The organism is Bradyrhizobium sp. AUGA SZCCT0160, from assembly GCF_018130105.1.
Classification (GTDB): Bacteria; Pseudomonadota; Alphaproteobacteria; order Rhizobiales; family Xanthobacteraceae; genus Bradyrhizobium.
Genome location: NZ_JAFCMD010000002.1, coordinates 354,387 through 379,689, shown reverse-complemented (window position 1 = coordinate 379,689; position 25,303 = coordinate 354,387). Strand labels below are relative to the sequence as shown.

Genomic DNA, 25,303 nt, shown 5'->3' with positions numbered 1-25,303 from the left:
GGCGGGCGGCTTCCGAGGTCCACCATGTTCTGGAAGCGGACATCCGCGCTGGCGTTCACCATGTCCGCTTTGTGCCACAAGCAGCCATCGCAAATATCGATCGCCCTTGGTGGTGCTGTTGTCCTTGCCGCCGGGTGGTGTGTTGCTTCGGCCCCAACCCAATCCAAGCAGCCACGCCGCGTCCCAACGCGCCTTCCAGTCGCCGATCTCAGCAACGAGAGGCGGTGGCGACGAATCGGTAGAGAAGATCCTCACCATTGCTGCTGCTGCTGTCTCTCCGCTCGGCTCAGGATCGCATATTCAGCTGCCACAAAATCCAGGAGCGCACGAACTGAGGGAAGCAGACCCCGGCGCGACGGGAAGATGGCATGGATGATGCCCGCCTGAGGGGACCATCCCGGCAACACGTCGATCAATGTTCCGTCGGAAAGGTCTTTTGTCACCATCATGGTCGGTAATTGTACCACGCCCACGCCGTGCAGGGCCGCTAGGCGCAGGGTAACCATGTCCTCCGTTATCAAGCGAGGTTGGTGAGGAATCCGGGCCGTGGCTCCGTTCGGCCCATCCAGTACCCAGTCGTAGTCTTTTTGTTGTTGCGGCGGACCCCAGGCAAGAGTCGGAAGCTTGCTGAGATCGGCTGGCACAAGCGGCCTGGAAAGGTCCTTCATCACCGCGGGGCTGGCCAGCAGGCGTTGCGTGCTCTCTGCAAGCACCTTCATGACAAGGTCGCTTTCCTCCAGTGGCGGGAAGCGTACCCGGATCGCGATGTCGAATCCTTCGCGGATCACATCGACCGGTCGATTGATGGCTTCAAGATGGACTTCGACGTTCGGGCACGACGCCATAAACCGCGCCACCATGTCACCGACCTGAAAATAAAGCACCGATGACGGACAGCTTAACCGAACGATTCCCCTCGGCTCGGCGCGCGCTCTTTCGATCGCGTCCTGCGCCGCCTCGGCTTCAACCAGCATGGCGACACAATGGCGGTAATATTCCAGGCCTATCTCCGTGACAGTGAAACGACGCGTCGATCGCTGCAGCAGACGGACGCCGAGACGGTCCTCGAGCAGGCCGATGCGCCGGCTGAGCCTTGAGCGCGGCATGCCGAGCGCCCGCGCCGCCGCTGCGAAGCCGTTATGCTCAACCACCTGAGCGAAGAAATAGAGATCGTTGAGGTCCTGCATCGTTGCCCATTGTCCCCCCAATAGGACATAGCGACTCGATTATGCCGGCTATTCGAGGGTTTGTCGCGCTCCTATCCTCTATCGCAAGGAAACGAGCGCTCGAAACCTTGGACGGAGGGTTCCTATGCGAAAAATTCTCGGAGTTTATGCAAGTCCCAATCCGCACTGGGTGGGCGACGGCTTTCCAGTGCGATCGATGTTCTCGAACGCGAGCCACGGCCAGCATGTGAACCCATTCCTTCTGTTGGACTATGCCGGCCCGGCGGAGTTTTTGCCTGCGCAAAAGCCGCGCGGCGTAGGGGAGCACCCGCATCGCGGATTCGAGACGGTCACCATCGTCTATCAGGGCGAGGTTGAGCACCGCGATTCGACGGGCAAAGGCGGCGTGATCGGGCCGGGTGACGTGCAGTGGATGACGGCGGCGTCCGGCATCCTGCATGAGGAGTTCCATTCGCAAGAGTTTACGCGCAAGGGTGGGACGTTGGAGATGGTCCAACTCTGGGTAAATCTGCCCGCCAAGGATAAAGACGCTGAGCCGGGCTACCAGACGCTCTTCGACCGAGACATTCCTGCTTTGGCTTTGCCAAATAGTGCGGGTCGGCTTAGGGTGATCGCAGGCGAGTATCAGGGCAGCCGGGGACCGGCGCGGACTTTCACGCCGATCAACGTCTGGGATTTGCGGCTGGGCCAGGGCGGCAGGACAGCTCTTGCCTTGCCGGAGGGGCACACCGTCGGCATGGCGGTGTTGCGTGGCACGGTTCTCGTCAATGGAAGCGAGAGCGCGAGTGAGGCGCATTTCGTGCTGCTTGACCAAAGGGGTGGCGATGTGACTCTGGAAGCCACCAGTGATGCGACGGTCTTGATCCTGAGCGGCGAGCCGATTGACGAGCCGGTCGTCATGTATGGCCCCTTCGTCATGAACACCGAGGACGAAATCAGGCGTGCGATAGCCGACTTTCAGAGCGGGAGGTTTGGCGCGATCCGCGCCGACGTCTAAGCCATTCCGAAGTCCGACCCTGCCTGCCGGCCCTTCGGCTCGGCTCGCGCAGCAGCGTGAGACTCTCATGGGCAAAATGACCTGTAACCAAGGAGGAAAGTCATGAGCACGATTGCAAGTCCTGCCAACTTCGAAGGCAAACGACCGGTCATAGATCCGGATGATTCCGCTATGTTGCTGATCGACCACCAGAGTGGCCTCTTTCAAACTGTTGGCGACATGCCGTTTCCGGAATTGCGCTTGCGTGCTGCGGCGCTCGCAAAAATGGCGACATTGTGCAAGATGCCGGTGATCACCACGGCTTCGGTGCCGCAGGGGCCGAATGGGCCGCTGATCCCTGAAATTCATGAGAATGCGCCGCACGCCAAATACGTGGCGCGCAAAGGCGAAATCAACGCCTGGGATAATCCGGACTTCGTCGCAGCGGTCAAGGCCACCGGCCGCAAGACACTGATCATCGCCGGCACCATCACCAGTGTTTGCATGGCGTTCCCGTCGATCGCCGCGGTGCACGAGGGCTACAGAGTGTTCGCTGTGGTCGATGCCTCGGGGACCTATTCGAAGTGGCGGAAGAGATCACGCTGATGCGTGTTGTCCAGGCCGGCGTCGTGCCGATGGACACCGCTGCGGTCGCTTCGGAGTTGCAGAAGACATGGCACCGCGACGACGCCAAAGAATGGGCCGAGGTCTACACGAAGATCTTCCCGCCCTATCAGCTGCTGATCGAAAGCTACACAAAGGCTCAACAGGTCGCCGTGGACCACGAACAGCTGGATTCGCAGCGCGCAGCCTAAATGAACTGGCGCCCTGGCGAGCCGCCGTCAGGGCGCGTTGATTGGAGCACTTTCACCGGGCGGATTGGGCTCGCAACCGCCCAACATTCGGACAGACGTCTGGCCGTAGACGCGAGCATTGAAGGAGGACAAGATGACCAGTGAAACCATTCGCGATCCCGCCAAGGATCGGTTGTTAACGCCACAGAACTCTGCCTTCATCATCATCGACTATCAGCCGGTTCAGGTGAACTCGATTGCATCGATGGACCGGCAGCTCCTCATCAATAACGTCGTTGGTGCGTGTAAGGCGGCCGTCGCTTACAAATTGCCGATCGTTCATTCGACGGTGAACGTAAAGACCGGGCTCAACAAGCCGCCTATCTCGCAGGTTCAACAGGCGCTGAAGGGGATCCCGACCATCGACCGGACCACGATCAACTCGTGGGAAGACGTCGAATTTCGTCAGGCGGTGCAGGCAACGGGACGGAAAAAACTGATCATGACGGCTCTCTGGACGGAAGCCTGCCTGACTTTTCCCGCAATCGACGCGCTGGCTGAAAACTATGAGGTCTATGTCGTCGCTGACGCGGTCGGGGGCACATCCGTCATGGCTCACGAGGCGGCGCTGCGGCGGATCGAGCAGGCGGGTGGCAAGATGATCAGCGTACCGCAACTCTTCTGCGAGTTGCAGCGTGACTGGTCGCGTAAGGAGACGGTCCCCGCCTTCATGAACCTGTTTATCGAAACCGGGGGCACCGCAGGCATCCAGTTCTCGTATGACCGTGCGGCATGACAAACCGGTTATGGCATCCCGGCAGTGAAAGCCGGGATGCCATTTCGGCCAATGTGCTGTCCAGCAGAAAGAGGGACCTCAAACATGAGCGAATTGTTCATGGTGGTTGCGCTGCACGCGAAAGCGGGAAAGGAAGATGAATTGCGGCGTGATCTGATCGCCGTCGTCGAGCCTTCACGGAGTGAGGAGGGCAATCTCCGCTACGAACTCTTCGTTGACCAAAGCGATCCCCGCCGCTTCGTGTTCGTAGAGCATTGGGCGTCACCCGAGGCTCAGCACAAGCATCACACTGAGGGAGCTCACATTCAGGAATTCAATGCGAACGGCGCGAGGAATGTGGAGCAGATCGAATTTGCGCACATGCTGGCCCGCCTTGCATAGAACTAGGAGGGCCGATGGTCGCAAGCCTGCGGACTGGCTTCAGCGAGACGCAGGCGAAAGTTTTTAGCGCTGAGGCTGTGCTGGAGATCATCGGCGGTTAGGATCTCTGCGCACGACAGATCGGGGAAAATCGAGTGCCAAGGAGACTGACATGGACGGTCGTCAAGCACTACAACTACCCTGCTGCTTGCTCGTTCTGGGCTCTGCCTCGATCGCTTATGCGCAGCAACCGCCGAAACAGGATATGCCACCCCCCTACAAGCTTTTCCGCTTCGAGGAAGATTACAGATATCTCCAGGATCCGACCAAGCGCACGGACATCTGGGACCCGATCAAATATATCCCCATGGGTTCGGATCCTGCTTGGTATCTCAGCCTCGGCGGCGAACTCCGCGAGCGCTTCGAATTCTACTCGCACCCGAATCTTGGGTTACAGGGTCAAGGGCCGAACAGCTATCTCTTACACCGACTTCTCTTGCACGCCGACTTGCACGCGAGCGACTACTTTCGCGCGTTCGTTCAGGTCGGCAATCATCTTGCCCCCTGGAAGGACGCCGCAGCGCCTCCTTATCTCGACCGGCTCGATTTTCAGCAGGCGTTTGTCGATTTTCGACTGCCGTTCAGTGCCGACCGGGACCCGATTCTCCGTCTAGGGCGCCAGGAGATGGCGTACGGCTCACAGCGCCTGGTTGCGATCCGGGATGCCCCGAACGTACGCCGCAGCTTTGATGGAGCGCGTCTGAGTGGCGCCATTGAGGGCGTCAGCGTCGACGCCTTCGTCACGCGCCCCGTTCAGCATCAGGCCGGCATCTTCGACGATCCCTCGGATCAGAGGCAGGCTTTCTGGGGCGTCTACGCCACGACACCGGCGAGCTTCGTTTCTGGTGGGAAGCACGACCTCTACTATCTGGGGTTCGAAAATAAACAGGCGCTCTTCGCAGCGGGGCGGGGGGAGGAACGACGACAAACCATCGGCTCACGCTTCTTCGGCTCGGCTGGGGGGTGGGACTGGGATTGGGAGGTACTTGGCCAGTTCGGGACTTTCGCGGATCAAAATATCCGAGCTTGGGGTGTCTCGACCGACACGGGGTACACGTTTGACCCTGCAGGCTGGAAAGTCCGGCTTGGGTTGAAAGCCGATATCGGGAGCGGAGACCAGAATTTGCACGACGCCACGCTGGGGACCTTGAACGCACTCTTCCCAAAGCTGGCATATTTCAACCAAGCTGCAATCCTTGGGCCCTCGAATGTCATGAACCTGCAGCCGAGCTTGTCTTTCACTCCGATGGAGAAGCTCCAGCTGACGCTGGGCTATGGCTTTCTGTGGCGCGCCACCACCGTCGACGCGATTTATACCGGGGCCGGCGTCCCCGTGGCCGGAACGGCAGGCCAACCCGGCAGATTCACCGGCAGTCAATTTTCTATCGATCTCGCCTGGCAGGTGGATCGTCATGTCGAGACCGGTCTCGGCTACGTCCACTTCGATCCCGCCAGGGTCATGCAAATGGCGGGGGGCCGAGATGTAGACTTCACCTACCTTTACGCCACGTATAGGTTTTGATCGACCCCTTCGACTCTTGTGATGCTGGCACAGCGATGGCGTCATTCTCACTGGTTGTGACCTTCAGGTCTTGGGACGAAAGGTCGAACAATCTTGCCTGAGCCATTTCCAGAGGCGGTTTGCTCGGCTAAGTTGCGCCGCAGTTGGAAGGTTCGATTATAGTCCCTCTCCCCCTCCGCGTCCAAGAACGGTGATGAACTCACGCGTCTCCCCCGGAGAACAGCCTAGACCAAGGTTAGGCCTACCACTTTGCGGCCAGCAGCTGTGAGAATTGGCACTCATCCCCTGATGAAAACTGAGGAGGCCGATGTCTGCCTTGGTTCATCGCTAAAGGGGTGAACCAGCGGCAGGTCTGACCATGTCTGCTATGCCGCTGAAAGCGGAGGTAAAGTCACAGCATTAACGGCGCTATGTTGGACCGTGACGACGGACCATTTTGTCCTCGCGCCCCGGCGGCATCATCATGCACGGCATGAACAATTTCGGGTGATCTCGCGAATGCTGACCGACTGGGCCTATCCGGCCGGCGCCATCCACCGTCGCCTCGAAACAAGATGGGTCAAGCCGGTGAAGCCCGGCGACACCATCCAGCCGACCGGCATCATCAAGTCGAAGCAGGTGACCAAGAACTCGCGCTGGGTGCTGATCGACGTCATGGTGCGCAACCAGGCGGGCGAAAGGGTCGCGACCGGCGAGGCGATGATCGAGTTTCCGAATTAGGGTGTGCACTCCTGAATCAGGACGCTCGTAGCACCACGGCCGGGTTGTGGATTGGAATCTGTGCTGGCGGGGAATTGTTGCGGATGTAACGGCATGCACAAAAAGAAAGGCCGCCTGCGTTGGCGCAAGCGGCCCGAGTCTAGGGAGGAAACGCCCAAGGAGGGCAGCGATAGCGCGAGGAGCGCTACCGCACCCCCTAGCTAACTGATCGCGATCGGCGGCTCAATTGGACGTAGGTAAACGTCGGGTATCTCAAGGTGTCGCGGAACAATACGAAGGTTTATAGCGCTCGCTACTAGGTCCGTTTTCGCACGTCAGTGGAAACCGTCTCGTGTGCACGGACCGGGTTGCAGGTCGTCAATACGAGCGCAAACCGGCTGCACTGCCAGTCAGCGCCGAGCGCGGCGCTGGTGGGTGATGTCAGGTTGACCGACAGTAATGCTGCTACGCAGAAAAACATCACGTACGCCGCGATCAGCACCGCTCCCTTGTGGGTCCTTGGGTGGGAAGTCATGGCCTAGGCTCCTGTACGATGGCCGGAAGAATAAGGGGCAGGCTCCACAGTCTCTAATTCACATCCTGACCCACGTTTTTCGCTGGTGATCCGAAAGCGTGCGCGATTGCTGGCACTGAATCAGCGCCGCAGTCGGACTCGCGCACCGGAGCAAACAGCATCTTTATTCGATCACCCCGTCGGCCCGGGCGAACAGTGGGCGGAATGTCAACGCCGAGCGCCTTGGCTGTCTTGAGATTGATGACCAGCGCAAACTTGGCTGGCTGCTCGACGGGCATGTCGGCGGGCTTCGCGTGCGGCTGCTGGCTCGGTTTGATCTTGATCAAGTTCAGCAGCGTCGCGGCCACGATCATCACCAGGACGCCACCAACACTGAGCGCGATCTGCATCGGCAACCCCTCCGAGATGTGGAGCAGCGCCAGGTGGCTGGCGAGCGTCAGCAGAACGCCGAGGCAGTAGATTGGCAGCGAATTCTGGCCACAGCGTGTGGCGCCGCGCATCACCGCCGTCGTCAGCCCTCGCCAATTGCGAGGCACGAACCATACCACCAGAACCGCAAGGGCAAAAAAATGCAGCAGTCGCAATGGATCGAGATTCGACTTGTCCATCGGGTAGAGCAGCGCCACCAGCGCCTGCGGGATCAGCGCTTCCAGCGGTTTGATGCTCCAGCTCAATGCGATGATGAGGCTGAACACCAGATAGAGAACGGCAGCCACAAGCGCGGCGCGTGAGGTCACCCCCGGCCGGAATCTCTTGCCCTCGATGATCCACCACGCGCCAAGCACAAAAGGCAGCTGCCAGGCCAGCGGATTGAAGTACCAGTGGCTGCTCGGCCATGCCGGAATGGACCAGCCGAAGACGTGCACCAGTGCGTAAAGCAACAGCGACGTGCCGAGCGTTGCGTTCGGCGCCCGCAGCAGCAGCCACAGCAGTGGCGCGAACAACAGGTGATAAAGCACGAAGAGTGGCAAGACGTCGGTGTTGACGGGGCGGTATTGCAGGATCGCCGCGTGTGCGAGCGTCACGCCGGGCTGTTCCAACAGAATACGCGTATTGCTCTCGTCGGCAAGACGGCCACTGCCTGCGAGGTGAACCATGATGGCGCAGGCGAGCGTGAGCAGCAGAAATGCGACATAGATATCCCAGCTTCGCCACAGCGTCCGGCCGATCAAGCCGGTCCAGCCCCCGCTCGACCGGGCCTTGCCGTAGGCCAGTGCGCAGGTCAGACCCGATATGAACATGAACACTTCCGCGGCATCGCTGAAGCCGTAGTTGCGCAACGTCACCCAGCTCCCGATGTTGTTGGGGACATGGTCTAGAAAGATCCACCAGAGCGCGATGCCGCGGCAGGCATCAATGCGCAGATCGCGGCCGTAGTCTTCCAGCTCCGGCAGCGCGCCTGCCAATGGCTTCAGGGTGGCAGTTCGATCATGCATCTGATTGCCCGTCCTGCATGCGAGCACGCTTCAAGAGGATCCGATCTGACAACAAACGCCGCCGCACGGCCGGATCGTAACGACGCTGAACCTAGCGACGAAAGCTATCGCGATAACGATCATATGGCGGCGCTTGGTAGAACCTCCTGGCGCCGTCTTTGACGATCATCATTCACCGGCACAGCGCGTCAATCAGCCAGAGGCCCACACAGAGAGCTTCCTAGGTCCTAGGATCAAAGTACCGTGCGCCTACCGGTGCTTTCTATTTCAGCACACAGCGGCATTCGGCTTCTACCTTGAGTGCCTAACGGCCTGGGACGGAGGACGGTTTCGGAGCCAGTCTTCTTCCTCGCCAGAGACCCGAAGGCGGGTGTATGATTTTTTCAATGGATCTCCGTGCAATGGGAAACGGAGAGCTTTTCATGAAAGTTCTTATTGTCGACGATCATGCATTAATTCGCGACGCGTTGCACGCTGTCCTGAAGCAACTGAAGCGAGAAGCCGCCATATTTGAAGCTTCGAACGGCGATCAGGCAATGCACATCGTCGAGGAAAATCCCGACATCAACCTCATTTTGCTTGATATCAATTTACCTGATCGAGATGGATTCTCTGTCCTCCGCGAACTCCGTGACCGCTATGCGACCATTGCTATCATCATGCTCTCGTCCTCGGATGATCAAGATACAGTCAAGCGCGCTTTCAAACTTGGCGCTCTGGGTTTCATCACGAAAACTACCGAACGTGAGGTCATGCTCAACGCTATCGAGTTAGTGTTCTCCGGCGGTATTTACATTCCCTCGGAGATTCTTGAGGGAACAACGTCTCCGCGGCCTACAAGCAAGCCAGCGACGCGCGACTCTCCTAAGGGTCTGGGTTTGACCGATCGGCAGATTGAAGTGCTTGCGCTCCTGATGAAGGGAAAAAGCAACAAGACCATTGCCAGGACCCTCAATATGGCAGTGCCGACAGTGAAGAACCACATCACTGTCGTTCTCAAGGCGCTCAGCGTAACGAGCCGCACCGAGGCAGTAATAAAGGTAGGAAAAATGGGCTGGGAATTGTCGCCGAAATCCCAGTCATGACGCCGCCCCGGTGTCTCTCCTGTCGTCATGATCCCTGAAAAACTCGTGCATGACAGCGCGGAGCTGCATTGGGTCGACAGGCTTGTGCAGCAAAATGTATCCTCGATCCTTGGCGTCACGTAACGGTTCAGGTGCCGTATCGCCGCTGACGAGGATGGCTGGAATCGATGAGCCAAACGCCGCATTGATTTGTTCAATAACTTGGATCCCCGTCTTTCCGCTCGCAAGGTGGTAATCCGAGACGATAAGATCGGGGCGTTGTTGGCGCTCTGCAAGTCGGGTAAGTGCAGCCTCGTCCGATCCGGCGGTAAGGACGGAGTATCCCCAATTGCCAAGCAATCCGCCCGTTACCTCCAGCACAACTGGAGCATCGGCAATAACAAGAATTACCTTTCCTTCGACCGCAAAGGCCGCAGGATGAGGTTGTTCGACTGGCTCCTCGGACGTGACGCATTCCTCGGCCATCGGAACCAGGATTGCGAATCGCGAACCTCGGCCCACAGTCGAAGCCAAGTCGACTTGATGGTTGAGAAGTACGCAAAGCCTGTCGACAATAGCCAAGCCGAGTCCCAGGCCGCCATACCGGTTTCGTTCTGGGGCGGGAAGTTGAACAAACTCGCCGAATATATTCTGCTTCTGATCCTCAGGAATGCCGGGGCCGGTATCCCATACCTCAATACGCAACATTGCACCGCGCCGACGGCATCCGACGATGATCCCGCCCCGCAATGTATATCGCACAGCATTGGATGCCAGATTGAGCAGTATGCGTTCGAGCAGCATGGCGTCGCTCCGCACCCAGGCGTCATTTCGCCTGACGCGTAGACGCAAGCCTTTTTCTCGCGTTGCCTGATCAAACGCCATCTCGATTTTTTGCAACAGGCGCCCGATCGGGAATTCGGTTATTTTGGATGTAAGGATCCCGGCATCGAGCCTGGAAATATCCAGCAGCGAATTGAACATTTCATCCATTTCTTTTCGCGTTGCATCGATCTGCTCGATCGTCCTTGTCCTTTCTCCCGATTTGAGCGGCATGCGCAACTGCGCAACGAACAGCCCCAGCGCATGGAGCGGTTGCCGCAAATCATGGCTTGCCATTGCAAAAAAGCGCGATTGTGCTGCATTGGCGAGCTCCAGCTGTTGCGTGCGCTCTGCAACCTTCTGTTCGAGATTGATCTGCGCGCGGCGCAGACGTTCCTCGGCTTTCTTGCGCACCTCGACGTCGGCGCTCAATAACAAGCTTGGAACGGTAATACTGATCAAGAACATCAACACCAGCAGGAATGAAACGTTGAGATCCGCGGTCGTGAAGGGGCCGCCGCCCGTGAACGTCCCCCAAATCGTGATGCCCGCAAGCACCAGCGCAACCGTTGCGGTGTCACGTGGACCGCGGCGCAGCGCCGCCCACAACATTGGCAGGATCGCCAGAAAACCCAGCGGATCCCGGCTCGGCGTTTGCTCGATCAGGGGGCTGAAAGCAATGAGTCCAACAGCCGCCGCTGTTACGAGGACGCCGGCCGTCTCCAGAAATTCATTGCGGTTGAAGGCATAGGAGTGGCTTGACGCCCAAAGCACGATAACGGGCGCAATGACCAGCGCGCCGGTCACATCTCCCAGCCACCATGTGACCCAGGCGTTCGCGAAATTCGCTCGTTCGATGTACCCGGCGGTTGCCAGGCTGGTCAGTCCAATGCTCGCGCTGATCGGTGTCGCGATCACGAAGCAAATCAGAGCAAACTTCGCGACAGAATCTGGCCTCGAAAACGTATCACATCCGCTTGACCATCGATTGATCAGGTAAGCGCCAACGACCGCTTCAAGAGAGTTACCGGTCGCAATCGCAATTGCGGTGGCAACCGAGCCGGCGGTCGTCGCATTGGCGATCACCGCAGCCGCAAAAATTGCGGGCCAGGTTCGATATCCCCACAACAGCACCGCCGCCAGCGCGAAACCCGTTGGTGGCCAAATTGGCGTGGCACTGGGATGAATGGAGGCGAGAGCGAGGCCGCCTTTTGCCAGCGCGAAATAGATCCCTCCAATTGCAACCAGACCGCCGGCATACCTGATGCCTCGGCGGAAATGTGTCTCCGGCGTTGGTGATCGTGGATCGGACATCGTCGGCGCCTGGACTAGGCAGTTGGATCGTCCACCATGACCTTTTGATCAAGGATCAAAGATCGCTGTTTCTCGTTTACCGAGTGATAGACACCCCTGGGTCCGAGCGGTGCGACAACGCAAGACTCGGCAAGATGCGCTCGGATCGATTGATCACCGCAGTCCGCTGACGGACGAAGAGATGGCGCGTACCTGGTTCACTCTCTGCCGATGCCGATCGACATCGGCTTGGGGGCTAGAATGCGTGGCGGTGAATGTAGCGGAGACGGGGCCTTCCGGAGGAATGCTCTTGGCCTGGACATTGCCAGCCATGAGAACGGTAGCAACTGAGGACATTGACAGAATTGAATGGACATTTGCGATTGCTCCGTCCTTGGCGGCCACCGCAATTGCCCTGCATAATCGCAATTCGGTTTCGATGAGGAAACTACCCATTTCGAGTTAGCAGCAGCTGGTAGTAAGCCTTTTGGACAATGATCAGTTTAGCCTTCCGTTCACTCTGCGAGGTCCGCTAGGCTCGCGATGAGCGGACATGACCGGGGTCTCTGTTTCACCACGCGCTGGCGGGCGCGCGTTTGTCGTCGGCGACGATGAGGACACGAGACATTAACCTCCGCCCGGTAGGCTGCAACGTCCGCCCGGTAGTCTGCCCGCGTTGGAGCGTCGCGTATGGATATCACGACCATGGTCAGCGGCATTCTCGCCACTCAGGACGAGAGTAAGCAGCTGCAAATCGCGACCACCGTCCTGAGATCCAGCGCCAAAGCAGATGCGGAGAAAATCGCGGCCGAGACGCGTGCGGCCGAGCAGGCCTCGCCCGCCGATCCTGGCCCCGGCGTCGGCGACAATCTCGACATTACCGCCTAATCCAATTGTCGGAATTTTTTGGCCAGCACGCGCCGAATGGCTCAAAAGTTGCGCAATGATATCGTCCTGCCGGTGATTTGCCCGACGCGTCAAATGTTTTTCGCGGGCAAAGTATCCATGCTGGAGGCCCCTTTCTTTTCAAGGGGTTCCTTTCTTTGCATGGGTTGTTTTCGCGATTTTGAGTCCGGGCTCTTATTCAGGCACGCCCGTCGATCCCCGCGTTGTCAGCTTGCTCCCGGCCGGTTGCCTGGCAAGGTGCTTGCTCGGCGGCACCACGTCGGTCGCCAATCCGAGCCACGCCAGAAAGCGAATGGTCAGCCAGGTGTTGTCCATCTCCCACCAGCGATGACCATGGCGCGCTGAGCGTGGATCGGCGTGGTGGTTGTTGTGCCAGCCTTCGCCGTTCGAGATCAGGCCGACGATCATGTTGTTGCGGCTGTCCTCGTCGGTCTCGTAGTTCCGGTAGCCCCAGACATGCGTCACCGAATTGACAGCCCAGGTGATGTGCCAGACCAGCACGGTGCGGACGAAGACGCCGAACAGGAGAATGCTGAGGCCGGTCTGCGTTGCTTCGGCCGGCGTTGCGCCAAACAGCCAGGCCACGGCGAATCCGGCGGCGAAGAACAGCGGCATTTGAATGAGATTGATCCAGATCAGCCAGTTATGGCGTTCCAGCGCGACATAGAAGCGATCGCGCAAAATGTCCTTGGCGTAGCGCTCATAGATCCCGAGCCGCGACAGCTCCGGCTGATGCACCAGGATCCAGCCGATATGGGCCCAGAAGAAGCTTGCCAGCGGGCTGTGCGGGTCCGGCTGCTGGTCGGCGAATTGATGGTGGCGGCGGTGGATCGCGACCCAGCGCGCCGGCGTTTCCTGCAGGCAGGACATCGCGATCACCACCATGCTGTGCTCCAGCCATTTCGGGCATTTCAGGCCGCGATGGGTGAGCAGCCGGTGGTAACAAAGGTTGATGCCGAACAGCCCGCACAGATGCGTGCCCACGATCGCGACGATCAGGCCGCTCCAGCTGAAATAGCCTGGCAGCAAGGCCAGCAGTGCCAGGGCGTGGTAGGCGCCGATCCCCAGAATGTAGGGCCAGTTGAGCTGATACGGCAGCACGCCGGCAGGCAGCAGCAGCCTGGCGCTTGGGGGCAGGTTAATCGCGGCGTCAGGGGGCAGTACCGCAGTCTTGACGGTCGGCCGGGGAGCGGTCGTCATAAGGAGGTCGGTTCCATTCTGCGGGGGAGGCGTCGTCGGCGACGCAAGGGAGCGATTCCTCTTATACGGTTCGCGCTGGCACCGGGGTCCAAATTCTGGGGCTAATTGACGCTGGATTCTCGAGAAAAATCGCTGGAGAATCAGCTGGCTAGCGGCCCCCCGAAGCAGGTGGGCGGGATTTCGCAGGGTTGATTGACATTCTCCCCCGCGATGGCTTAGAAACCGCCCCGTCCCGGGCGGTATGGCCGCTGGCGGGAAAAATCTCATTTTGCCACTTTCGGGTAGCGCAGGTTCGGCCTCCATCACGGCCTTTCAACGCATCAGGATTGTCCCATGAAGGTCCGTAACTCGCTGAAATCGTTGCGCGGTCGCCATCGCAACAACCGTCTGGTCCGCCGCAAGGGCCGGGTCTACGTGATCAACAAGGTGCAGCGCCGCTTCAAGGCCCGTCAGGGCTGAGGTCGGCTTTTCGCCCTTAGATTCCGTCCCGCTTCACAGGTCTTTGACGACGTGCTGCTTTGCAGCTCGTTTTTGTGCGTCTAGACTTGCCCCATGGCTTTGAGATTCCTGCAAGCTCCTAACTGCCGGATCGCGATCCTTGTCGCCGCTGTCATGACAGCCGTGCCGGTGATGGCGTTTGCCCAGAACGATCCCCGAATCATCCCGCCGCCCAAGCAGCAAAAGAAGCTGCCGGAAGCGCCGAGCAAACTGCCGAAGGTCGGCGCCGATCGGACGCGCGGTCTAGATTTCCTGTTCGGCGCGCTGAAGGCTGCGCCCGATGAGGCCAGCGCCAAGCATGTCGAGGCGCGGATCTGGGCGCTGTGGATGCAGACCCCGAGCGATACCGCGGCGCTGTTGATGGTGCGCGCCAAGGCGGCCATGGACGCGCAGAAGGCCGATGTCGCGCTCAAGCTGCTGGATGCCGTGGTCAAGCTGCGACCCGATTATGTCGAAGCCTGGAATCGGCGCGCGACGCTGTATTACCTGAAGAACGATTACGCCCATTCGCTCGAGGACATAAGGCAGGTGCTGGTCCGCGAACCGCGCCATTTCGGGGCGCTGGCCGGCCTCGGCATGATCATGCAGGACATCGGCGAGGAAAAGCGCGCGCTGGAAGCGTTCCGCAAGGCCCTCGCGGTCAACCCATACCTCGAAAAGGTGCCGGAACTGGTCAAGACGCTGACCGAAAAGGTCGAGGGCCGCGATATCTGATTCAATCAGAAGCGCTGTGCTCCGTCGCGGTTAACCCTGTTTCCGGACAGGCCGGAACGTTTCCCGCCAACGCATTATTATCGGCCGTCAGCTTGTCAGGAGCGAAGCCATGAAATCATTGCTGCTGGCCGGCGCGGTGATTGTCACTGCCGGCACGAGCGCTTTCGGCGCAGACTATTGGGTGGTCGGCGACCGCGCGGCCAACAAATGCGAGATCGTCACCAGCAATCCCGTGATCAACGCGCAGGTCGGCGGAAATATCTGGTTCGGCAGCGGGCCCTATCGATCGCTCGACGATGCCAAACTCGCACGCACCACCCTCAGCGCTTGTCCGAAGGTAGAACAGCCTTCCTCCGAAGCGGGGGATGAGGACAAGTCGGACTAAACAAGTCGGACCAGATCAGGATCCGGGGGGGCAATACCGGTTCGCGTAACGTCCTAGTGCAGCACGTTGCTGCCGCGCGCCATGCCGTCGAGGCCTGCCGCCGCGTAGAACTGCGCCAGTTCCGCTTCCAGCTGTTCATTGACCAGCAGAAGCGCCTTCAGCGCGCCGCGCATGTCGCCGTTGCAGGTCGCTACGATCTGGTCGATGGCCGCTTCGCTTGCGTCGGAAATCATGGGTGGTCCTCCGATTGTACCGTGGAACAATGTGTGGTCTTCGCCTGCGTTCCTGTGAATTTTGGGTACAAGTTTCAGGTTTCGGCCACACCTCGATCAAACACGTCGACACATGGCGAAAGTGTTAGCGTGACTGTATAAAAAGCCCAGTGACGGCAGTATGACCCCGCTATCCACAGGGTTGGGCGGACTGTGGAGAACTCCCGAAACCCGCACCCATTCCGGTCGTATCTCGTTGGTGCCAAAGATCATTCGGACATTTTCGATGGTGATAGCGATCGTTGTGGCGGCGCTGGTGATCCTGGCGTTTGTCACGCAGGGCGGGGTGTGGCTGACGCAGCGGGCCCATCCCGCCCAGGGCAGGATGGTCGAGGTTGCCGGCGCGACTCTTCACATTGTCGATATCGGCCCGCGCGATTCGGCCAGCCTTCCGATCGTGATGCTGCATGGCGCCAGTTCAAACCTCGAGGTGATGCGCCAGCCGGTGGGTGAGCGGCTTGCGAAGAGCCATCGCGTCATCCTGATCGATCGTCCCGGCCACGGCTGGAGCACGCGCGCCAATCTTGAGGATTCAACGCCCGACATTCAGGGACGGATGATTGACGAGGCGCTGGCCAAGCTCGGCATCGGGCGTGCGATCTTGGTGGTGCATTCCTGGGCGGGCGCGCTCGGCGCGCGCATGGCGCTGGATTATCCGGAGCGCGTCGCCGGCATGGTGATGCTGGCGCCGGTGGCCTATCCGTGGCCGGGCGGCGTCGGACGCTACAACAAGATCGTCGCGACGCCCGTGATCGGCCCGTTGCTGGCCTATACGATTACGCTGCCGCTGGGCAAACTCCTCATCAGTTCTGGCGTCCGCGGTGTGTTTTTGCCGCAACCGGTCCCGGATGGATATGTCGAAAACACCGCAAGCTCGCTATTGCTGCGTCCGCGCGAGTTTCTCGCCAATGCGCGCGATCTGGTGACGCTGAAGGCGGCCGTCGCCGAGCAGGCGCCGCGCTATGCCAGTATCAAGGCGCCGATCACGATCGTCACCGGCGATATCGACAAGACGGTGTCGACCAACATCCATTCGCGGCCGCTGGCGGCGACCGCCCCGAACGTCAAATTGATCGTGCTGCCCGGCCTCGGTCACATGGTGCAGAACGCGGTGCCTGACCTCGTGATCTCCGAGATCGAAGCCATGATAGGCAAAATGGCCCAGAACACCGCGGCCGCAGCGAATTAAAGCGTTTGTGAGCGAGCATGCCCCTGGGAGCTGATCCGGGGGCGGATAGCGGTTGCGTCAAGAACGCGTCAAACCAGAAGCCGGAGCTTCGGCTCTGCTTTAGTCAGAACCGAAGCTCTGGAATCGCGATATTCGACAGCCGCTACTTGGTCTTGCCGTCCTTATCGTATTGCGCGAGGAACGCCCAGAGGTCGCCCGCCTCTTTCTCGTTCTTGATGCCGGCGAACACCATCTTGGTGCCGGGAATCTTCGCCTTCGGCTCCTTGATGTATTCGAGGAACACATCCTTGCTCCAGGTGATGCCGGAATTCTTGTTGGCCTCCGAATAGGAGTAGCCTGCCGTGGTGCCGGACTTGCGGCCCTCGAGCCCGTTCAGCTCCGGCCCGACCTTGTTCTTGGCGCCTTCGCCGATCGCATGGCAGGCCATGCATTTGTTGAACGAGGATTTGCCGGCAGTGACGTCCTGCGCCAGCGCGCCCGACACGGCCATCAATGAGGTGACAACAACCAGCGTACCCAAGATCGGTGTTTTCATGTGGTGCTCTTCGTCTCTTTCCCTAGGGGTCGATTGCTTTTGGCAGGCTCGTTCCGATTGGACAAGCCACGAAACTTTGACAGGTTCCGGCCTCGCAGGCTTGCCCGAGAGCGAACTCACGATTTGGGGGGAAGGCAATCCGACATTGGTGTGGTGGCCTACCCAAATGCGCCCAGACGTGCTTGATTTACCGCGACAAATCGATAACGCGCTAGGCCCTGGAGGAAACGCATGGCCATTATGATGCCGGCTTCCGATCAGGCCGTTCTGGATCGCCGCGACGCCATTGTGGCCGCCTTGCGGGGGATCGTGCCGGGTGAGGGCGTGATCGACAGCGCAGCCGAGATGCTGCCTTACGAGTCCGACGGCCTGATGGCCTATCGGCAGCCGCCGATGGTCGTGGTGTTGCCCGACACGACAGAGCAGGTCTCCAAGGTCCTGAAATATTGCTGCGAGCAGGGCATCAAGGTGGTGCCGCGCGGCTCGGGCACCTCGCTGTCCGGCGGCGCGCTGCCGCTGGCCGATGGCGTGCTGCTCGGTCTTGGCAAATTCAAGCGGATCCGCGAGATCGATTTCGACAACCGTGTGGTGGTGACCGAACCCGGCGTGACCAATCTCGCCATCAGCCAGGCGGTGGCGCATGCCGGGTTCTATTACGCGCCCGATCCCTCGTCGCAGATTGCCTGCTCGATCGGCGGCAATGTCGCGGAAAATTCCGGCGGCGTGCATTGCCTGAAATACGGCATGACCACCAACAATGTGCTGGGCTGCGAAATCGTGCTGATGTCAGGGGAAATCCTGCGTATCGGCGGCAAGTCGGCCGAGAACGCAGGCTACGACCTGATGGGGATCATCACCGGCTCCGAGGGCCTGCTTGGCGTCATCACCGAGATCACGGTGCGGATCCTGCAGAAGCCGGAAACCGCCCGCGCGCTGATGGTCGGCTTCGCCGAGGTCGAGGCCGCCGGTGAATGCGTGGCCCGCATCATCGGTGCCGGCATCATCCCGGGCGGCATGGAGATGATGGATAAACCGGCGATCCACGCCGCCGAAGCCTTCGTCCATGCCGGCTACCCGCTCGATGTCGAGGCGCTCCTGATCATCGAACTCGATGGTCCCGGCGTCGAAGTCGATGAACTGATCGGCCGCGTCGAGACCATCGCCAAAGGCTGCGGCTCCACCACGCTGCAGATTTCCACGTCGGAAGCCGAGCGCAACCTGTTCTGGGCCGGCCGCAAGGCGGCGTTTCCGGCGGTGGGCCGGATTTCCCCTGATTACCTCTGCATGGACGGTACCATTCCACGCGGCGCGCTGCCGAAGGCCCTGGCCCGCATCCGCGACCTCTCGGCCAAATACGACCTGCGCGTCGCCAACGTGTTTCATGCCGGCGACGGCAATCTGCATCCCTTGATCCTCTATGATGCCAACCAGCCCGGCGAGATGGAGCGGGCCGAGGCGTTCGGCGCCGACATCCTGCGCTGCTGCGTCGAACTCGGCGGCGTGCTCACCGGCGAGCACGGCGTCGGCATCGAGAAACGCGACCTGATGCCGGAAATGTTCAGCGAGATCGACCTCAACCAGCAGCAGCGGCTGAAATGCGCGTTCGATGCCCAAGGCCTGCTCAATCCCGGCAAGGTGTTTCCGACCCTGCACCGCTGCGCCGAACTCGGCCGCGTGCACGTGCACGGCGGCCGGCTGGCATTCCCCGAACTTCCCCGATTTTGAAGCAGGCGCAAGTGGACACCCCAAGAGTACGAGACGCCAAGGACGTCGAGCAGGTGGTGCGGGCGGCGATCGCCAGCGAGCAGCCGCTGGAGATCATCGGCCATGGCTCCCGGCGCCTGGTCGGCCAGCCGATGGCGACCAACGCCGTGCTCGAACTGTCGGCGCTGAATGCAGTCACGGCGTATGAGCCGAACGAGCTGATCATCACGGTGCAGGCGGGCGCGCCGCTTGCCGATGTGCTGTCGCTGATCGACTCTAAGAACCAGCAATTCGCGTTCGAGCCGATGGACACGTCGGCGCTGCTCGGCGTCTCCGGCGCCGGCACCATCGGCGGCATGATCGGCGCAGGCCTTGCCGGCCCGCGCCGCATCAGGGCCGGCGGCGCCCGCGATCATCTGTTGGGGGCGCATGCGGTGTCCGGCTTCGGCGACAGTTTCAAAACCGGGGGTAAGGTGGTGAAGAACGTCACCGGTTACGATCTCTGCAAATTGCTGGCGGGGTCGTGGGGGACGCTGGCGGTCATGACGGAAGTGACGTTGAAGGTGATGCCGAAACCCGAAAGCGAACGCACGCTGGTGCTGCGCGGGCTCGACGATGTCACCGCCAACCGGGCGATGACAGCGGCGCTAGGCTCGCCCTACGACGTGTCGGGTGCGGCGCATCTGCCGCATCAGGCGTTCCGGTCCGCGGCCGGCGGCTTGGCCGGGCTCGGAGCGCCGGGGCAGGCGACGACGCTGCTGCGGCTCGAAGGCATCGCGGCTTCCGCCGCCGACCGCGCCGGCTCGCTCGGCAAGACGCTGGCGCCGTTCGGCACCGTGGAGGTCCTGCAAGACGCTGTTTCGGCCGCGATCTGGAGTTCGATCCGCGATGTCCTGCCGTTTGCCGCCCAAGGCGCGCTGGGGGCGTGGCCGGTGTGGCGGATCGTGTGTCCGCCGGCGTCCGGCGGCGCGCTCGGGCAGCAGCTTTCGCGCGACACCGGCGGCGACGTGATCTACGATTGGGGCGGCGGGCTGATCTGGGCGGCGTTGCCGCCCAGGCCGGACGCGCACGCGGCGCTGCTGCGGGCGCGCGTCGATGCCGCCGGCGGTCATGCGATGCTGGTCCGGGCGTCCGAACTGGTGCGGCGCAATGTCGACGTGTTCCATCCGCAATCCGGCGGCGTGGCCGCCTTGAGCGAGCGCGTCCGGGCGAGCTTCGATCCCAAGAACATCCTCAACCGGGGCCGCTTGCTGCGGGCGGTCGCGACATGAAAACCGAATTCTCTCTCGCCCAACTGGCCGATCCTGACATCGCTGAAGCCGACAAGATCCTGCGCGCCTGCGTGCATTGCGGGTTCTGCACGGCGACTTGTCCGACTTACGTGCTGCTCGGCGACGAACTCGATAGCCCGCGTGGCCGGATCTATCTCATCAAGGAGATGCTGGAGAAGGACCGCCCGCCGACCAAGGAGGTGGTCAAGCATATCGACCGCTGCCTGTCCTGCCTCGCCTGCATGACGACCTGCCCATCGGGCGTGAACTACATGCACCTGGTCGATCAGGCGCGGGTCAGGATCGAGCGGGATTATTCCAGACCGCTGGGCGAGCGGGTCTTGCGCGCGGTGCTGGCCTTTGTGCTGCCGCGGCCGGGTCTGTTCCGCGCCAGCATGATCATGGCGCGGCTGGGCCGGCCGTTCGCTGGCCTGTTGCCGACACCGAAGACCGCATCGGCGACGCCCACCCTGCTGCGGCGGATCAAGGCGATGCTGGCGCTCGCGCCCGGCAGCCTCCCGGCGCCGGGGCCTGCCGCCGGCAGTGTTTTCCCGGCCGTTGGCGACAAGCGGGGGCGGGTGGCGCTGCTGCAGGGCTGTGCCCAGCAGGTGCTGGCGCCGCGCATCAACCAGGCCGCCATCAATCTCCTGACGCGCCACGGCATCGAGGTGGTGCTGGTCAGGGACGAACAATGCTGCGGCGCGCTCACCCATCACCTCGGGCAGGACGGCGACGCACTGGCGCGCGCCCGCGCCAACATCACGGTCTGGCAGCGCGAAGCGGAACAAGGTGGCCTCGACGCCATCCTGGTGACGGCGTCGGGCTGCGGCACGGTCATCAAGGACTATGGTTTCATGCTGCGCGAGGACCGTGAGTTCGCCGGCCCCGCTGCACGAATATCCGCGCTGACAAAGGATATCACCGAGTATCTCGCCGGCATCGATCTGCATCCATCGAGCCAGCAAGGCGACGTCACCATCGCCTATCACTCGGCTTGTTCGCTGCAGCACGGACAGAAAATCACGCACGCGCCGAAAGAATTGCTTTCCAAGAATGGATTCGTGGTGAAAGATGTACCCGAGAGCCATTTGTGTTGCGGTTCGGCGGGGACCTACAACATTCTCCAGCCTGACATTGCGAGCAGATTGCGCGATCGCAAGATCGCCAATATTGCGACAGTCAAACCGGACATGATCGCTGCGGGCAATATTGGGTGCATGGTGCAGATTGCCGGCGGTACGTCAGTTCCTGTGGTGCACACGATTGAGCTTCTCGATTGGGCGACAGGAGGTCGAAAACCCGAATTGAAGGGGTCTGGACTGACAAGGCCAGCATTGAACTAATCGATCGGCCGACTATTCGAGCGCTCGACTGACACGACCAGCGGCAACAGGAGGACCACGATGGCTAAAGCGAAGAAGAGCAAGAAAAGCAAGAAGGCTAAAAAGGCCAAGAAGGCGGTAGCGGCGAAGAAGAAATCTGCGAAGAAGTCGTCGAAGAAGGCCGCCAAGAAGTCGGCAAAGAAATCGGCCAAGAAGGCTTCGAAGAAGAGCGCAAAGAAATCCGCCAAGAAGGCAGCGCCGAAGAAGGCCGCCAAGAAATCCGCCAAGAAAGCTGTGGCGAAGAGCCCGGCGAAGAAAAAGAAAGCCGCCGCCAAGCCTGCCGCGCCGAAGGCGGCAGCCCCGGTGGCGGCTCCGGCGCCAGAGCCCGAAGCTGCGCCCGCTCCGAGCTGGGCAACACCGAGTTCGGAGGCATCGACCCCGTCATGGGGCTCCGGCTCGTCCAATGGCGGCGATCAGCACTAGGTCGTCCGCGGCCCGTCAAGGTCGATTAATCGGAAAGCCGCAGCGTCCACCGCTGCGGCTTTTTTCTTGAGGCCGGCCGGCGGATCGATTTCACCACGGATTTCTACGGAGGCTGTTGATTCGGCCGCTGTTCAGGCAAGCGGGAGCTGATCCCCTTGTTTTGCCGGTTCCAGATGTCGTCTGACCGGCACGAAGGCCGCCAAACTTGTTGTGGGAATGCAACACCCGCAGACAACATTTTCCGAAACAGGCAGAACGCCTAAAAAGGCGGCAGATGATTGTCTTTTTTGCTTCACGCCCATGACAGCACGTCCCAGATTGCCGTTGAGTTTGGTTGCAGTCGGTTATCGCTTGCCCTGGGGGGCCACCGGAACGGGACTGTTCTAGAAGGTGATGGGGATCGTCATGAAGAAACTGGCTTTGTTAGCAACGGCGCTGGCAATGGTATCGGGTTCGGCCCTCGCGGCGGACTTGCGGGTCAAGGCGGTGAAGGCCCCGCCGCCTGTCGCGTTCGATCCCTGGGATATCGCCTTCGGCGCCGGCATCACCAACGATTACATCTTCCGCGGTATCACCCAGTCCAACCACAAGCCGTCGGTCAACGCCTATTTCGAGCCGCGCTACAACGTCACCAAGGACTTCCAGCTGTACGTCGGCCTGGCCGCTGCGAGCATCTCGTTCCCCAACCGTGCAGCCGCTGAAGTCGACGCCTACGGCGGTGCCCGCCTGACGGTTGGCGCATTTGCCTTCGATGTCGGCGCCTGGGGCTACCTCTATCCGGGTGGAACCTGCCAATATGGCGGCGGCGCTGTCACCGATTTCGCCGGCGTTCCGCTCAGCGCCGAATGCCAGGCGAACACCCTGCTCAATCTCAACGTGCTCAAGAAGGACGTCAGCTTCTTCGAGATCTACGGCAAGGTGAACTACACCTTCAACGACAACTTCTCGCTGGGCGGCACCGCCTATTATACGCCGAGCTTCCTCAACAGCGGCGCCGAAGGCACCTATGCTTCGATCGTCGGCAAGGCGATCGCGCCGAGCGCCTGGTTCGGCGCCAGCGGCCTTGGCATGTACGTGTCGGGTGAGTTCGGCCGCCAGTGGCTGGGCACCTCGGACTCGTTCTACGGGACCGCGGTATTCCCGAACGGCATCAACTACGCCGACTACAACACCTGGAATATCGGCGTCGGCTTCACCTACAAGGTGTTCACGCTGGACTTCCGTTACTCCGACACCAACCTGTCGAAGGGCGATTGCAACGCTTTCACCAGCGACTTCACCGCTCGCGGCGAAATCAATGCCTTTACCGGAACCAACGTCACTGCGATCAATCCGTCCGGCGTGGGTTCGAACTGGTGCGGCGCAGCCGGCATCGTCAAGCTCTCGGCTGACCTGACCGCGCTGACCAACCTGAAGTAATATCTTCTTCGCGAAGATCTGGGGGCGGCAGAGCAATCTGCCGCCCCTTTGCTTTTGGGACGGCGCTGGTTGTAGGGGCTGCAACAGCTTCTCTCAGGCTTACGCCGGCTGGGCGCTGACCGTTTCCCGCAGCGTGAACTGGTCGCCGTCGCGGACCATGGCGACGTGGCGCTGGTGGAAGGCCTCGAGCGTCGAACGGTGGCCGATCGAGACGATGGTGGTTTGCGGCAGTTTCGAGCCAAGCAAATTGTAGAGCGCGGCTTCCGAGGGTTCGTCGAGCGAGGCGGTCGCCTCGTCGAGGAACAGATACTGCGGCGCGTGCAACAGCGCGCGCGCCACCCCGAGGCGCTGCTGCTCGCCAAGCGAGAGCATCCGGTTCCAGTGCGATTGCTCCTCCAGCCGCCCGGCAAGCTTGGGCAGGCCGACCTGGGTGAGCGCTTCCCTGACCCGATCGGCGCTGAAGGTTTCGGTTGCGCCGGGATAGGCGATGGCCCCATGCAGCGATCCGATCGGAAAGTAGGGCCGCTGCGGCAGCATCATGACGGACGCGCCGGCGGGGATGGCGATCGAGCCGCTGCCGAACGGCCAGATGCCGGCGATGGCCCGGAACAGGGTCGACTTGCCGGAGCCCGACGGGCCAGTGAGCAGCGTACGTTCGCCGCCGCGAAGGCTTAAAGCATCGGCCGAGACCAGCGGCGTGCCATTGGGTAGGCGCAGCGTGAGCTCGCGCAGGTCGATCGCCGTGCCGCCCTGAGATGCGACGACGTCGATCGATTCGCTCGATTTCTCCAGCGCCGTGGCGCTCGCGATGGCTGCTTCAAAGCCGTCGAGGCGTGCCATGATGGCGCGCCAGTCGGCCAGCGTGCGGTAGATCGTGACGAAGATCGACAGCGCCGACTGCACGCTGCCGAACGCGGACGCTGTCTGGGTCAAACCGCCAAGCTGGACCTTCTTTTCGAAGAAGGCCGGTGCCACCAGGATATAGGGAAAGATCACCGCGGCCTGCGAATAGCTCGCGGTGAACGTGGTCAGCCGCTTGGTCCGGCTCATGATGCCGTACCAGTTTTCGATCACATGGTGGAAGCGCGCCCAAAGCCCGAGGCGCTCCGCGCGCTCGCCCTGCAACAGCGCGATCTGCTCGGAGTTCTCCCGTGCCCGAACCAGGTTGAAGCGGAAATCGGCCTCGAATTGCTGCTGCTTGAAATCAAGCCGCACCAAAGGCGAGCCGATCCATTGCGTCAGCGCCGTGCCGAGGACGGCGTAGATCAGCGCGCCCCAGACCAGGTAGCCCGGGATGGCGTACTCCTTGCCGAACAGGTGCAAGGGGGCGGCTGCCGACAGCCCCCACAGGATGACGACGAAGGAAAGCAGCGTCACCACCGAATTCAAAAGGCTCAGCCCGATATCCAGCGTCCGCTCGACGAACAGCCTGACGTCGTCGGCAATGCGCTGGTCCGGATTGTCGGCGGCGTCACCCTGCAATTGCATGCGGTAGTGATTGGCGCCGTGCATCCATTCGCCGAGATAGTGCCGGGTCAGCCAGCGCCGCCAGCGAATCTGCAGCCATTGATTGAGGTAGAGCTGGTAGACGGCAAGCACGACGGCGCAACTCGCCAGCACGCAAAAGACGCCGATCTCCCTGACGAAGACGTCCCAATTGTATTCCTGCAGCGCGTTGAAGAAGCGATTCTGCCACTGGTTCACCAGAACGTCGATCGCGACCAGCGCCAGTTGGATCGTGATCACGGCAGCGAGCAGCGCGCGGCCGGCCCATTTGTCCTCGGAACGGAAATAGGGAGCGGCGATCCGCCATACGGTCGCGAGCGTCGAGCGGATATTCTTCACGGTGGTCTCCGGGAGC

At 61.0% G+C, this 25,303-nt stretch carries 26 protein-coding genes; 17 read left to right on the top strand and 9 right to left on the bottom strand.

From position 1 onward, the window contains the following. Window positions 1-251 precede the first annotated feature (251 nt). The gene (locus tag JQ558_RS05420) at window positions 252-1,187 is read right to left on the bottom strand and encodes a LysR family transcriptional regulator (protein WP_212209589.1); all 936 of its coding nucleotides are present in this window, start codon (window positions 1,185-1,187) and stop codon (window positions 252-254) included. A gap of 124 nt (window positions 1,188-1,311) precedes the next feature. Between JQ558_RS05420 and JQ558_RS05415 the strand changes: the two genes are divergently transcribed. The 7 genes from JQ558_RS05415 (at window position 1,312) to JQ558_RS05390 (ending at window position 6,415) form a co-directional block, all read left to right on the top strand. Next, window positions 1,312-2,184, top strand: a complete 873-nt coding sequence (locus JQ558_RS05415; protein ID WP_212292943.1) for a pirin family protein — start codon at window positions 1,312-1,314, stop codon at window positions 2,182-2,184. 102 nt (window positions 2,185-2,286) lie between these two features. Then, complete coding sequence (locus JQ558_RS05410) at window positions 2,287-2,769, top strand: isochorismatase family protein (RefSeq protein ID WP_249142333.1); 483 nt, start codon at window positions 2,287-2,289, stop codon at window positions 2,767-2,769. Continuing rightward, the gene (locus tag JQ558_RS37105) at window positions 2,769-2,978 is read left to right on the top strand and encodes a hypothetical protein (protein ID WP_249142334.1); all 210 of its coding nucleotides are present in this window, start codon (window positions 2,769-2,771) and stop codon (window positions 2,976-2,978) included. The genes JQ558_RS05410 and JQ558_RS37105 overlap by 1 nt, the downstream gene beginning before the upstream one ends. A 133-nt stretch (window positions 2,979-3,111) precedes the next feature. Then, window positions 3,112-3,753, top strand: coding sequence for a hydrolase (locus JQ558_RS05405; protein ID WP_212209591.1), 642 nt, complete (start codon window positions 3,112-3,114; stop codon window positions 3,751-3,753). Window positions 3,754-3,837: 84 nt separating this feature from the next. Beyond that, entirely contained in the window at window positions 3,838-4,134 is a 297-nt protein-coding gene (locus tag JQ558_RS05400) for a putative quinol monooxygenase (RefSeq protein WP_212209592.1), read from the top strand. A 151-nt stretch (window positions 4,135-4,285) separates the two neighbouring features. Continuing rightward, complete coding sequence (locus JQ558_RS05395; RefSeq protein ID WP_212292944.1) at window positions 4,286-5,695, top strand: alginate export family protein; 1,410 nt, start codon at window positions 4,286-4,288, stop codon at window positions 5,693-5,695. Window positions 5,696-6,193: 498 nt separating this feature from the next. Continuing rightward, window positions 6,194-6,415, top strand: coding sequence for a MaoC family dehydratase (locus tag JQ558_RS05390; protein WP_249142335.1), 222 nt, complete (start codon window positions 6,194-6,196; stop codon window positions 6,413-6,415). 295 nt (window positions 6,416-6,710) lie between these two features. On the opposite strand, the gene JQ558_RS05385 is transcribed toward JQ558_RS05390, so the two are convergent. Beyond that, window positions 6,711-6,929: a hypothetical protein gene (locus tag JQ558_RS05385; RefSeq protein ID WP_212292945.1), complete on the bottom strand. Its 219-nt coding sequence runs from the start codon at window positions 6,927-6,929 to the stop codon at window positions 6,711-6,713. A gap of 53 nt (window positions 6,930-6,982) precedes the next feature. Then, window positions 6,983-8,335, bottom strand: a complete 1,353-nt coding sequence (opgC, locus tag JQ558_RS05380) for an OpgC domain-containing protein (RefSeq protein ID WP_249142336.1) — start codon at window positions 8,333-8,335, stop codon at window positions 6,983-6,985. A gap of 452 nt (window positions 8,336-8,787) precedes the next feature. Between opgC and JQ558_RS05375 the strand changes: the two genes are divergently transcribed. Then, window positions 8,788-9,450 (top strand): response regulator transcription factor, encoded by a 663-nt coding sequence (locus JQ558_RS05375; protein WP_212209597.1) that lies wholly within the window; start codon window positions 8,788-8,790, stop codon window positions 9,448-9,450. Here JQ558_RS05375 and JQ558_RS05370 read toward each other — a convergent pair. Beyond that, the gene (locus JQ558_RS05370; RefSeq protein ID WP_212292946.1) at window positions 9,445-11,565 is read right to left on the bottom strand and encodes an MASE1 domain-containing protein; all 2,121 of its coding nucleotides are present in this window, start codon (window positions 11,563-11,565) and stop codon (window positions 9,445-9,447) included. The genes JQ558_RS05375 and JQ558_RS05370 overlap by 6 nt on opposite strands. Window positions 11,566-12,234: 669 nt before the next feature. On the opposite strand from JQ558_RS05370, the gene JQ558_RS05365 reads away from it, so the two are divergent. Further along, window positions 12,235-12,432: a hypothetical protein gene (locus tag JQ558_RS05365; protein WP_212209599.1), complete on the top strand. Its 198-nt coding sequence runs from the start codon at window positions 12,235-12,237 to the stop codon at window positions 12,430-12,432. A gap of 192 nt (window positions 12,433-12,624) precedes the next feature. Here JQ558_RS05365 and JQ558_RS05360 read toward each other — a convergent pair whose 3' ends face one another. Then, on the bottom strand, window positions 12,625-13,650 hold the full coding sequence (locus tag JQ558_RS05360; RefSeq protein WP_212292947.1) for an acyl-CoA desaturase: 1,026 nt from the start codon (window positions 13,648-13,650) through the stop codon (window positions 12,625-12,627). 333 nt (window positions 13,651-13,983) lie between these two features. Between JQ558_RS05360 and ykgO the strand changes: the two genes are divergently transcribed. The 3 genes from ykgO to JQ558_RS05345 all read left to right on the top strand — a co-directional run bounded on the left by ykgO (window position 13,984) and on the right by JQ558_RS05345 (window position 15,247). Beyond that, window positions 13,984-14,109 (top strand): type B 50S ribosomal protein L36, encoded by a 126-nt coding sequence (ykgO, locus tag JQ558_RS05355; protein WP_002718645.1) that lies wholly within the window; start codon window positions 13,984-13,986, stop codon window positions 14,107-14,109. Between the two features lie 93 nt (window positions 14,110-14,202). Then, window positions 14,203-14,862 (top strand): tetratricopeptide repeat protein, encoded by a 660-nt coding sequence (locus JQ558_RS05350; protein WP_192738964.1) that lies wholly within the window; start codon window positions 14,203-14,205, stop codon window positions 14,860-14,862. 109 nt (window positions 14,863-14,971) lie between these two features. Continuing rightward, on the top strand, window positions 14,972-15,247 hold the full coding sequence (locus JQ558_RS05345; RefSeq protein ID WP_212209602.1) for a hypothetical protein: 276 nt from the start codon (window positions 14,972-14,974) through the stop codon (window positions 15,245-15,247). 53 nt (window positions 15,248-15,300) lie between these two features. Here JQ558_RS05345 and JQ558_RS05340 read toward each other — a convergent pair whose 3' ends face one another. After that, window positions 15,301-15,480: a hypothetical protein gene (locus tag JQ558_RS05340; protein ID WP_211993733.1), complete on the bottom strand. Its 180-nt coding sequence runs from the start codon at window positions 15,478-15,480 to the stop codon at window positions 15,301-15,303. Window positions 15,481-15,745: 265 nt separating this feature from the next. Here JQ558_RS05340 and JQ558_RS05335 point away from each other — a divergent pair, with 265 nt between their 5' ends. Continuing rightward, complete coding sequence (locus tag JQ558_RS05335; RefSeq protein ID WP_212292948.1) at window positions 15,746-16,708, top strand: alpha/beta fold hydrolase; 963 nt, start codon at window positions 15,746-15,748, stop codon at window positions 16,706-16,708. Window positions 16,709-16,850: 142 nt separating this feature from the next. Here JQ558_RS05335 and JQ558_RS05330 read toward each other — a convergent pair whose 3' ends face one another. Next, window positions 16,851-17,243, bottom strand: a complete 393-nt coding sequence (locus JQ558_RS05330; RefSeq protein ID WP_212209604.1) for a cytochrome c family protein — start codon at window positions 17,241-17,243, stop codon at window positions 16,851-16,853. A gap of 231 nt (window positions 17,244-17,474) precedes the next feature. On the opposite strand from JQ558_RS05330, the gene JQ558_RS05325 reads away from it, so the two are divergent. From JQ558_RS05325 to glcF, 3 genes are read left to right on the top strand one after another with little or no spacing between them, the layout of a single operon-like run. After that, window positions 17,475-18,968, top strand: a complete 1,494-nt coding sequence (locus JQ558_RS05325) for an FAD-linked oxidase C-terminal domain-containing protein (protein WP_212209605.1) — start codon at window positions 17,475-17,477, stop codon at window positions 18,966-18,968. An 11-nt stretch (window positions 18,969-18,979) separates the two neighbouring features. Continuing rightward, the gene (locus JQ558_RS05320; RefSeq protein ID WP_212292949.1) at window positions 18,980-20,218 is read left to right on the top strand and encodes an FAD-binding protein; all 1,239 of its coding nucleotides are present in this window, start codon (window positions 18,980-18,982) and stop codon (window positions 20,216-20,218) included. Further along, window positions 20,215-21,561, top strand: coding sequence for a glycolate oxidase subunit GlcF (gene glcF / locus JQ558_RS05315; protein ID WP_212292950.1), 1,347 nt, complete (start codon window positions 20,215-20,217; stop codon window positions 21,559-21,561). Before JQ558_RS05320 ends, glcF begins: the two co-directional genes overlap by 4 nt. Here glcF and JQ558_RS05310 read toward each other — a convergent pair. Beyond that, window positions 21,558-22,004 (bottom strand): hypothetical protein, encoded by a 447-nt coding sequence (locus JQ558_RS05310; RefSeq protein ID WP_212209608.1) that lies wholly within the window; start codon window positions 22,002-22,004, stop codon window positions 21,558-21,560. The genes glcF and JQ558_RS05310 overlap by 4 nt on opposite strands. Window positions 22,005-22,428: 424 nt before the next feature. Here JQ558_RS05310 and JQ558_RS05305 point away from each other — a divergent pair, with 424 nt between their 5' ends. Continuing rightward, window positions 22,429-23,442 carry a TorF family putative porin gene (locus JQ558_RS05305; RefSeq protein ID WP_212209609.1) on the top strand — a complete coding sequence of 338 codons (1,014 nt, stop codon included), beginning with the start codon at window positions 22,429-22,431 and terminating at the stop codon, window positions 23,440-23,442. Between the two features lie 99 nt (window positions 23,443-23,541). Here the strand turns inward: JQ558_RS05305 and JQ558_RS05300 are convergent, their stop codons facing one another. Then, window positions 23,542-25,287 carry an ABC transporter ATP-binding protein/permease gene (locus JQ558_RS05300; protein WP_212292951.1) on the bottom strand — a complete coding sequence of 582 codons (1,746 nt, stop codon included), beginning with the start codon at window positions 25,285-25,287 and terminating at the stop codon, window positions 23,542-23,544. Window positions 25,288-25,303: the final 16 nt, after the last annotated feature.

What these genes read in the sequence shown, in the direction of transcription:
- JQ558_RS05420 (WP_212209589.1), bottom strand. Translation starts at nt 1,187, where the DNA reads ATGCAGGACCTCAACGATCTCTATTTCTTCGCTCAGGTGGTTGAGCAT.
- JQ558_RS05415 (WP_212292943.1), top strand. Translation starts at nt 1,312, where the DNA reads ATGCGAAAAATTCTCGGAGTTTATGCAAGTCCCAATCCGCACTGGGTG.
- JQ558_RS05410 (WP_249142333.1), top strand. Translation starts at nt 2,287, where the DNA reads ATGAGCACGATTGCAAGTCCTGCCAACTTCGAAGGCAAACGACCGGTC.
- JQ558_RS37105 (WP_249142334.1), top strand. Translation starts at nt 2,769, where the DNA reads ATGCGTGTTGTCCAGGCCGGCGTCGTGCCGATGGACACCGCTGCGGTC.
- JQ558_RS05405 (WP_212209591.1), top strand. Translation starts at nt 3,112, where the DNA reads ATGACCAGTGAAACCATTCGCGATCCCGCCAAGGATCGGTTGTTAACG.
- JQ558_RS05400 (WP_212209592.1), top strand. Translation starts at nt 3,838, where the DNA reads ATGAGCGAATTGTTCATGGTGGTTGCGCTGCACGCGAAAGCGGGAAAG.
- JQ558_RS05395 (WP_212292944.1), top strand. Translation starts at nt 4,286, where the DNA reads ATGGACGGTCGTCAAGCACTACAACTACCCTGCTGCTTGCTCGTTCTG.
- JQ558_RS05390 (WP_249142335.1), top strand. Translation starts at nt 6,194, where the DNA reads ATGCTGACCGACTGGGCCTATCCGGCCGGCGCCATCCACCGTCGCCTC.
- JQ558_RS05385 (WP_212292945.1), bottom strand. Translation starts at nt 6,929, where the DNA reads ATGACTTCCCACCCAAGGACCCACAAGGGAGCGGTGCTGATCGCGGCG.
- JQ558_RS05375 (WP_212209597.1), top strand. Translation starts at nt 8,788, where the DNA reads ATGAAAGTTCTTATTGTCGACGATCATGCATTAATTCGCGACGCGTTG.
- JQ558_RS05370 (WP_212292946.1), bottom strand. Translation starts at nt 11,565, where the DNA reads ATGTCCGATCCACGATCACCAACGCCGGAGACACATTTCCGCCGAGGC.
- JQ558_RS05365 (WP_212209599.1), top strand. Translation starts at nt 12,235, where the DNA reads ATGGATATCACGACCATGGTCAGCGGCATTCTCGCCACTCAGGACGAG.
- JQ558_RS05360 (WP_212292947.1), bottom strand. Translation starts at nt 13,650, where the DNA reads ATGACGACCGCTCCCCGGCCGACCGTCAAGACTGCGGTACTGCCCCCT.
- ykgO (WP_002718645.1), top strand. Translation starts at nt 13,984, where the DNA reads ATGAAGGTCCGTAACTCGCTGAAATCGTTGCGCGGTCGCCATCGCAAC.
- JQ558_RS05350 (WP_192738964.1), top strand. Translation starts at nt 14,203, where the DNA reads ATGGCTTTGAGATTCCTGCAAGCTCCTAACTGCCGGATCGCGATCCTT.
- JQ558_RS05345 (WP_212209602.1), top strand. Translation starts at nt 14,972, where the DNA reads ATGAAATCATTGCTGCTGGCCGGCGCGGTGATTGTCACTGCCGGCACG.
- JQ558_RS05340 (WP_211993733.1), bottom strand. Translation starts at nt 15,480, where the DNA reads ATGATTTCCGACGCAAGCGAAGCGGCCATCGACCAGATCGTAGCGACC.
- JQ558_RS05335 (WP_212292948.1), top strand. Translation starts at nt 15,746, where the DNA reads ATGGTGATAGCGATCGTTGTGGCGGCGCTGGTGATCCTGGCGTTTGTC.
- JQ558_RS05330 (WP_212209604.1), bottom strand. Translation starts at nt 17,243, where the DNA reads ATGAAAACACCGATCTTGGGTACGCTGGTTGTTGTCACCTCATTGATG.
- JQ558_RS05325 (WP_212209605.1), top strand. Translation starts at nt 17,475, where the DNA reads ATGGCCATTATGATGCCGGCTTCCGATCAGGCCGTTCTGGATCGCCGC.
- glcF (WP_212292950.1), top strand. Translation starts at nt 20,215, where the DNA reads ATGAAAACCGAATTCTCTCTCGCCCAACTGGCCGATCCTGACATCGCT.
- JQ558_RS05305 (WP_212209609.1), top strand. Translation starts at nt 22,429, where the DNA reads ATGAAGAAACTGGCTTTGTTAGCAACGGCGCTGGCAATGGTATCGGGT.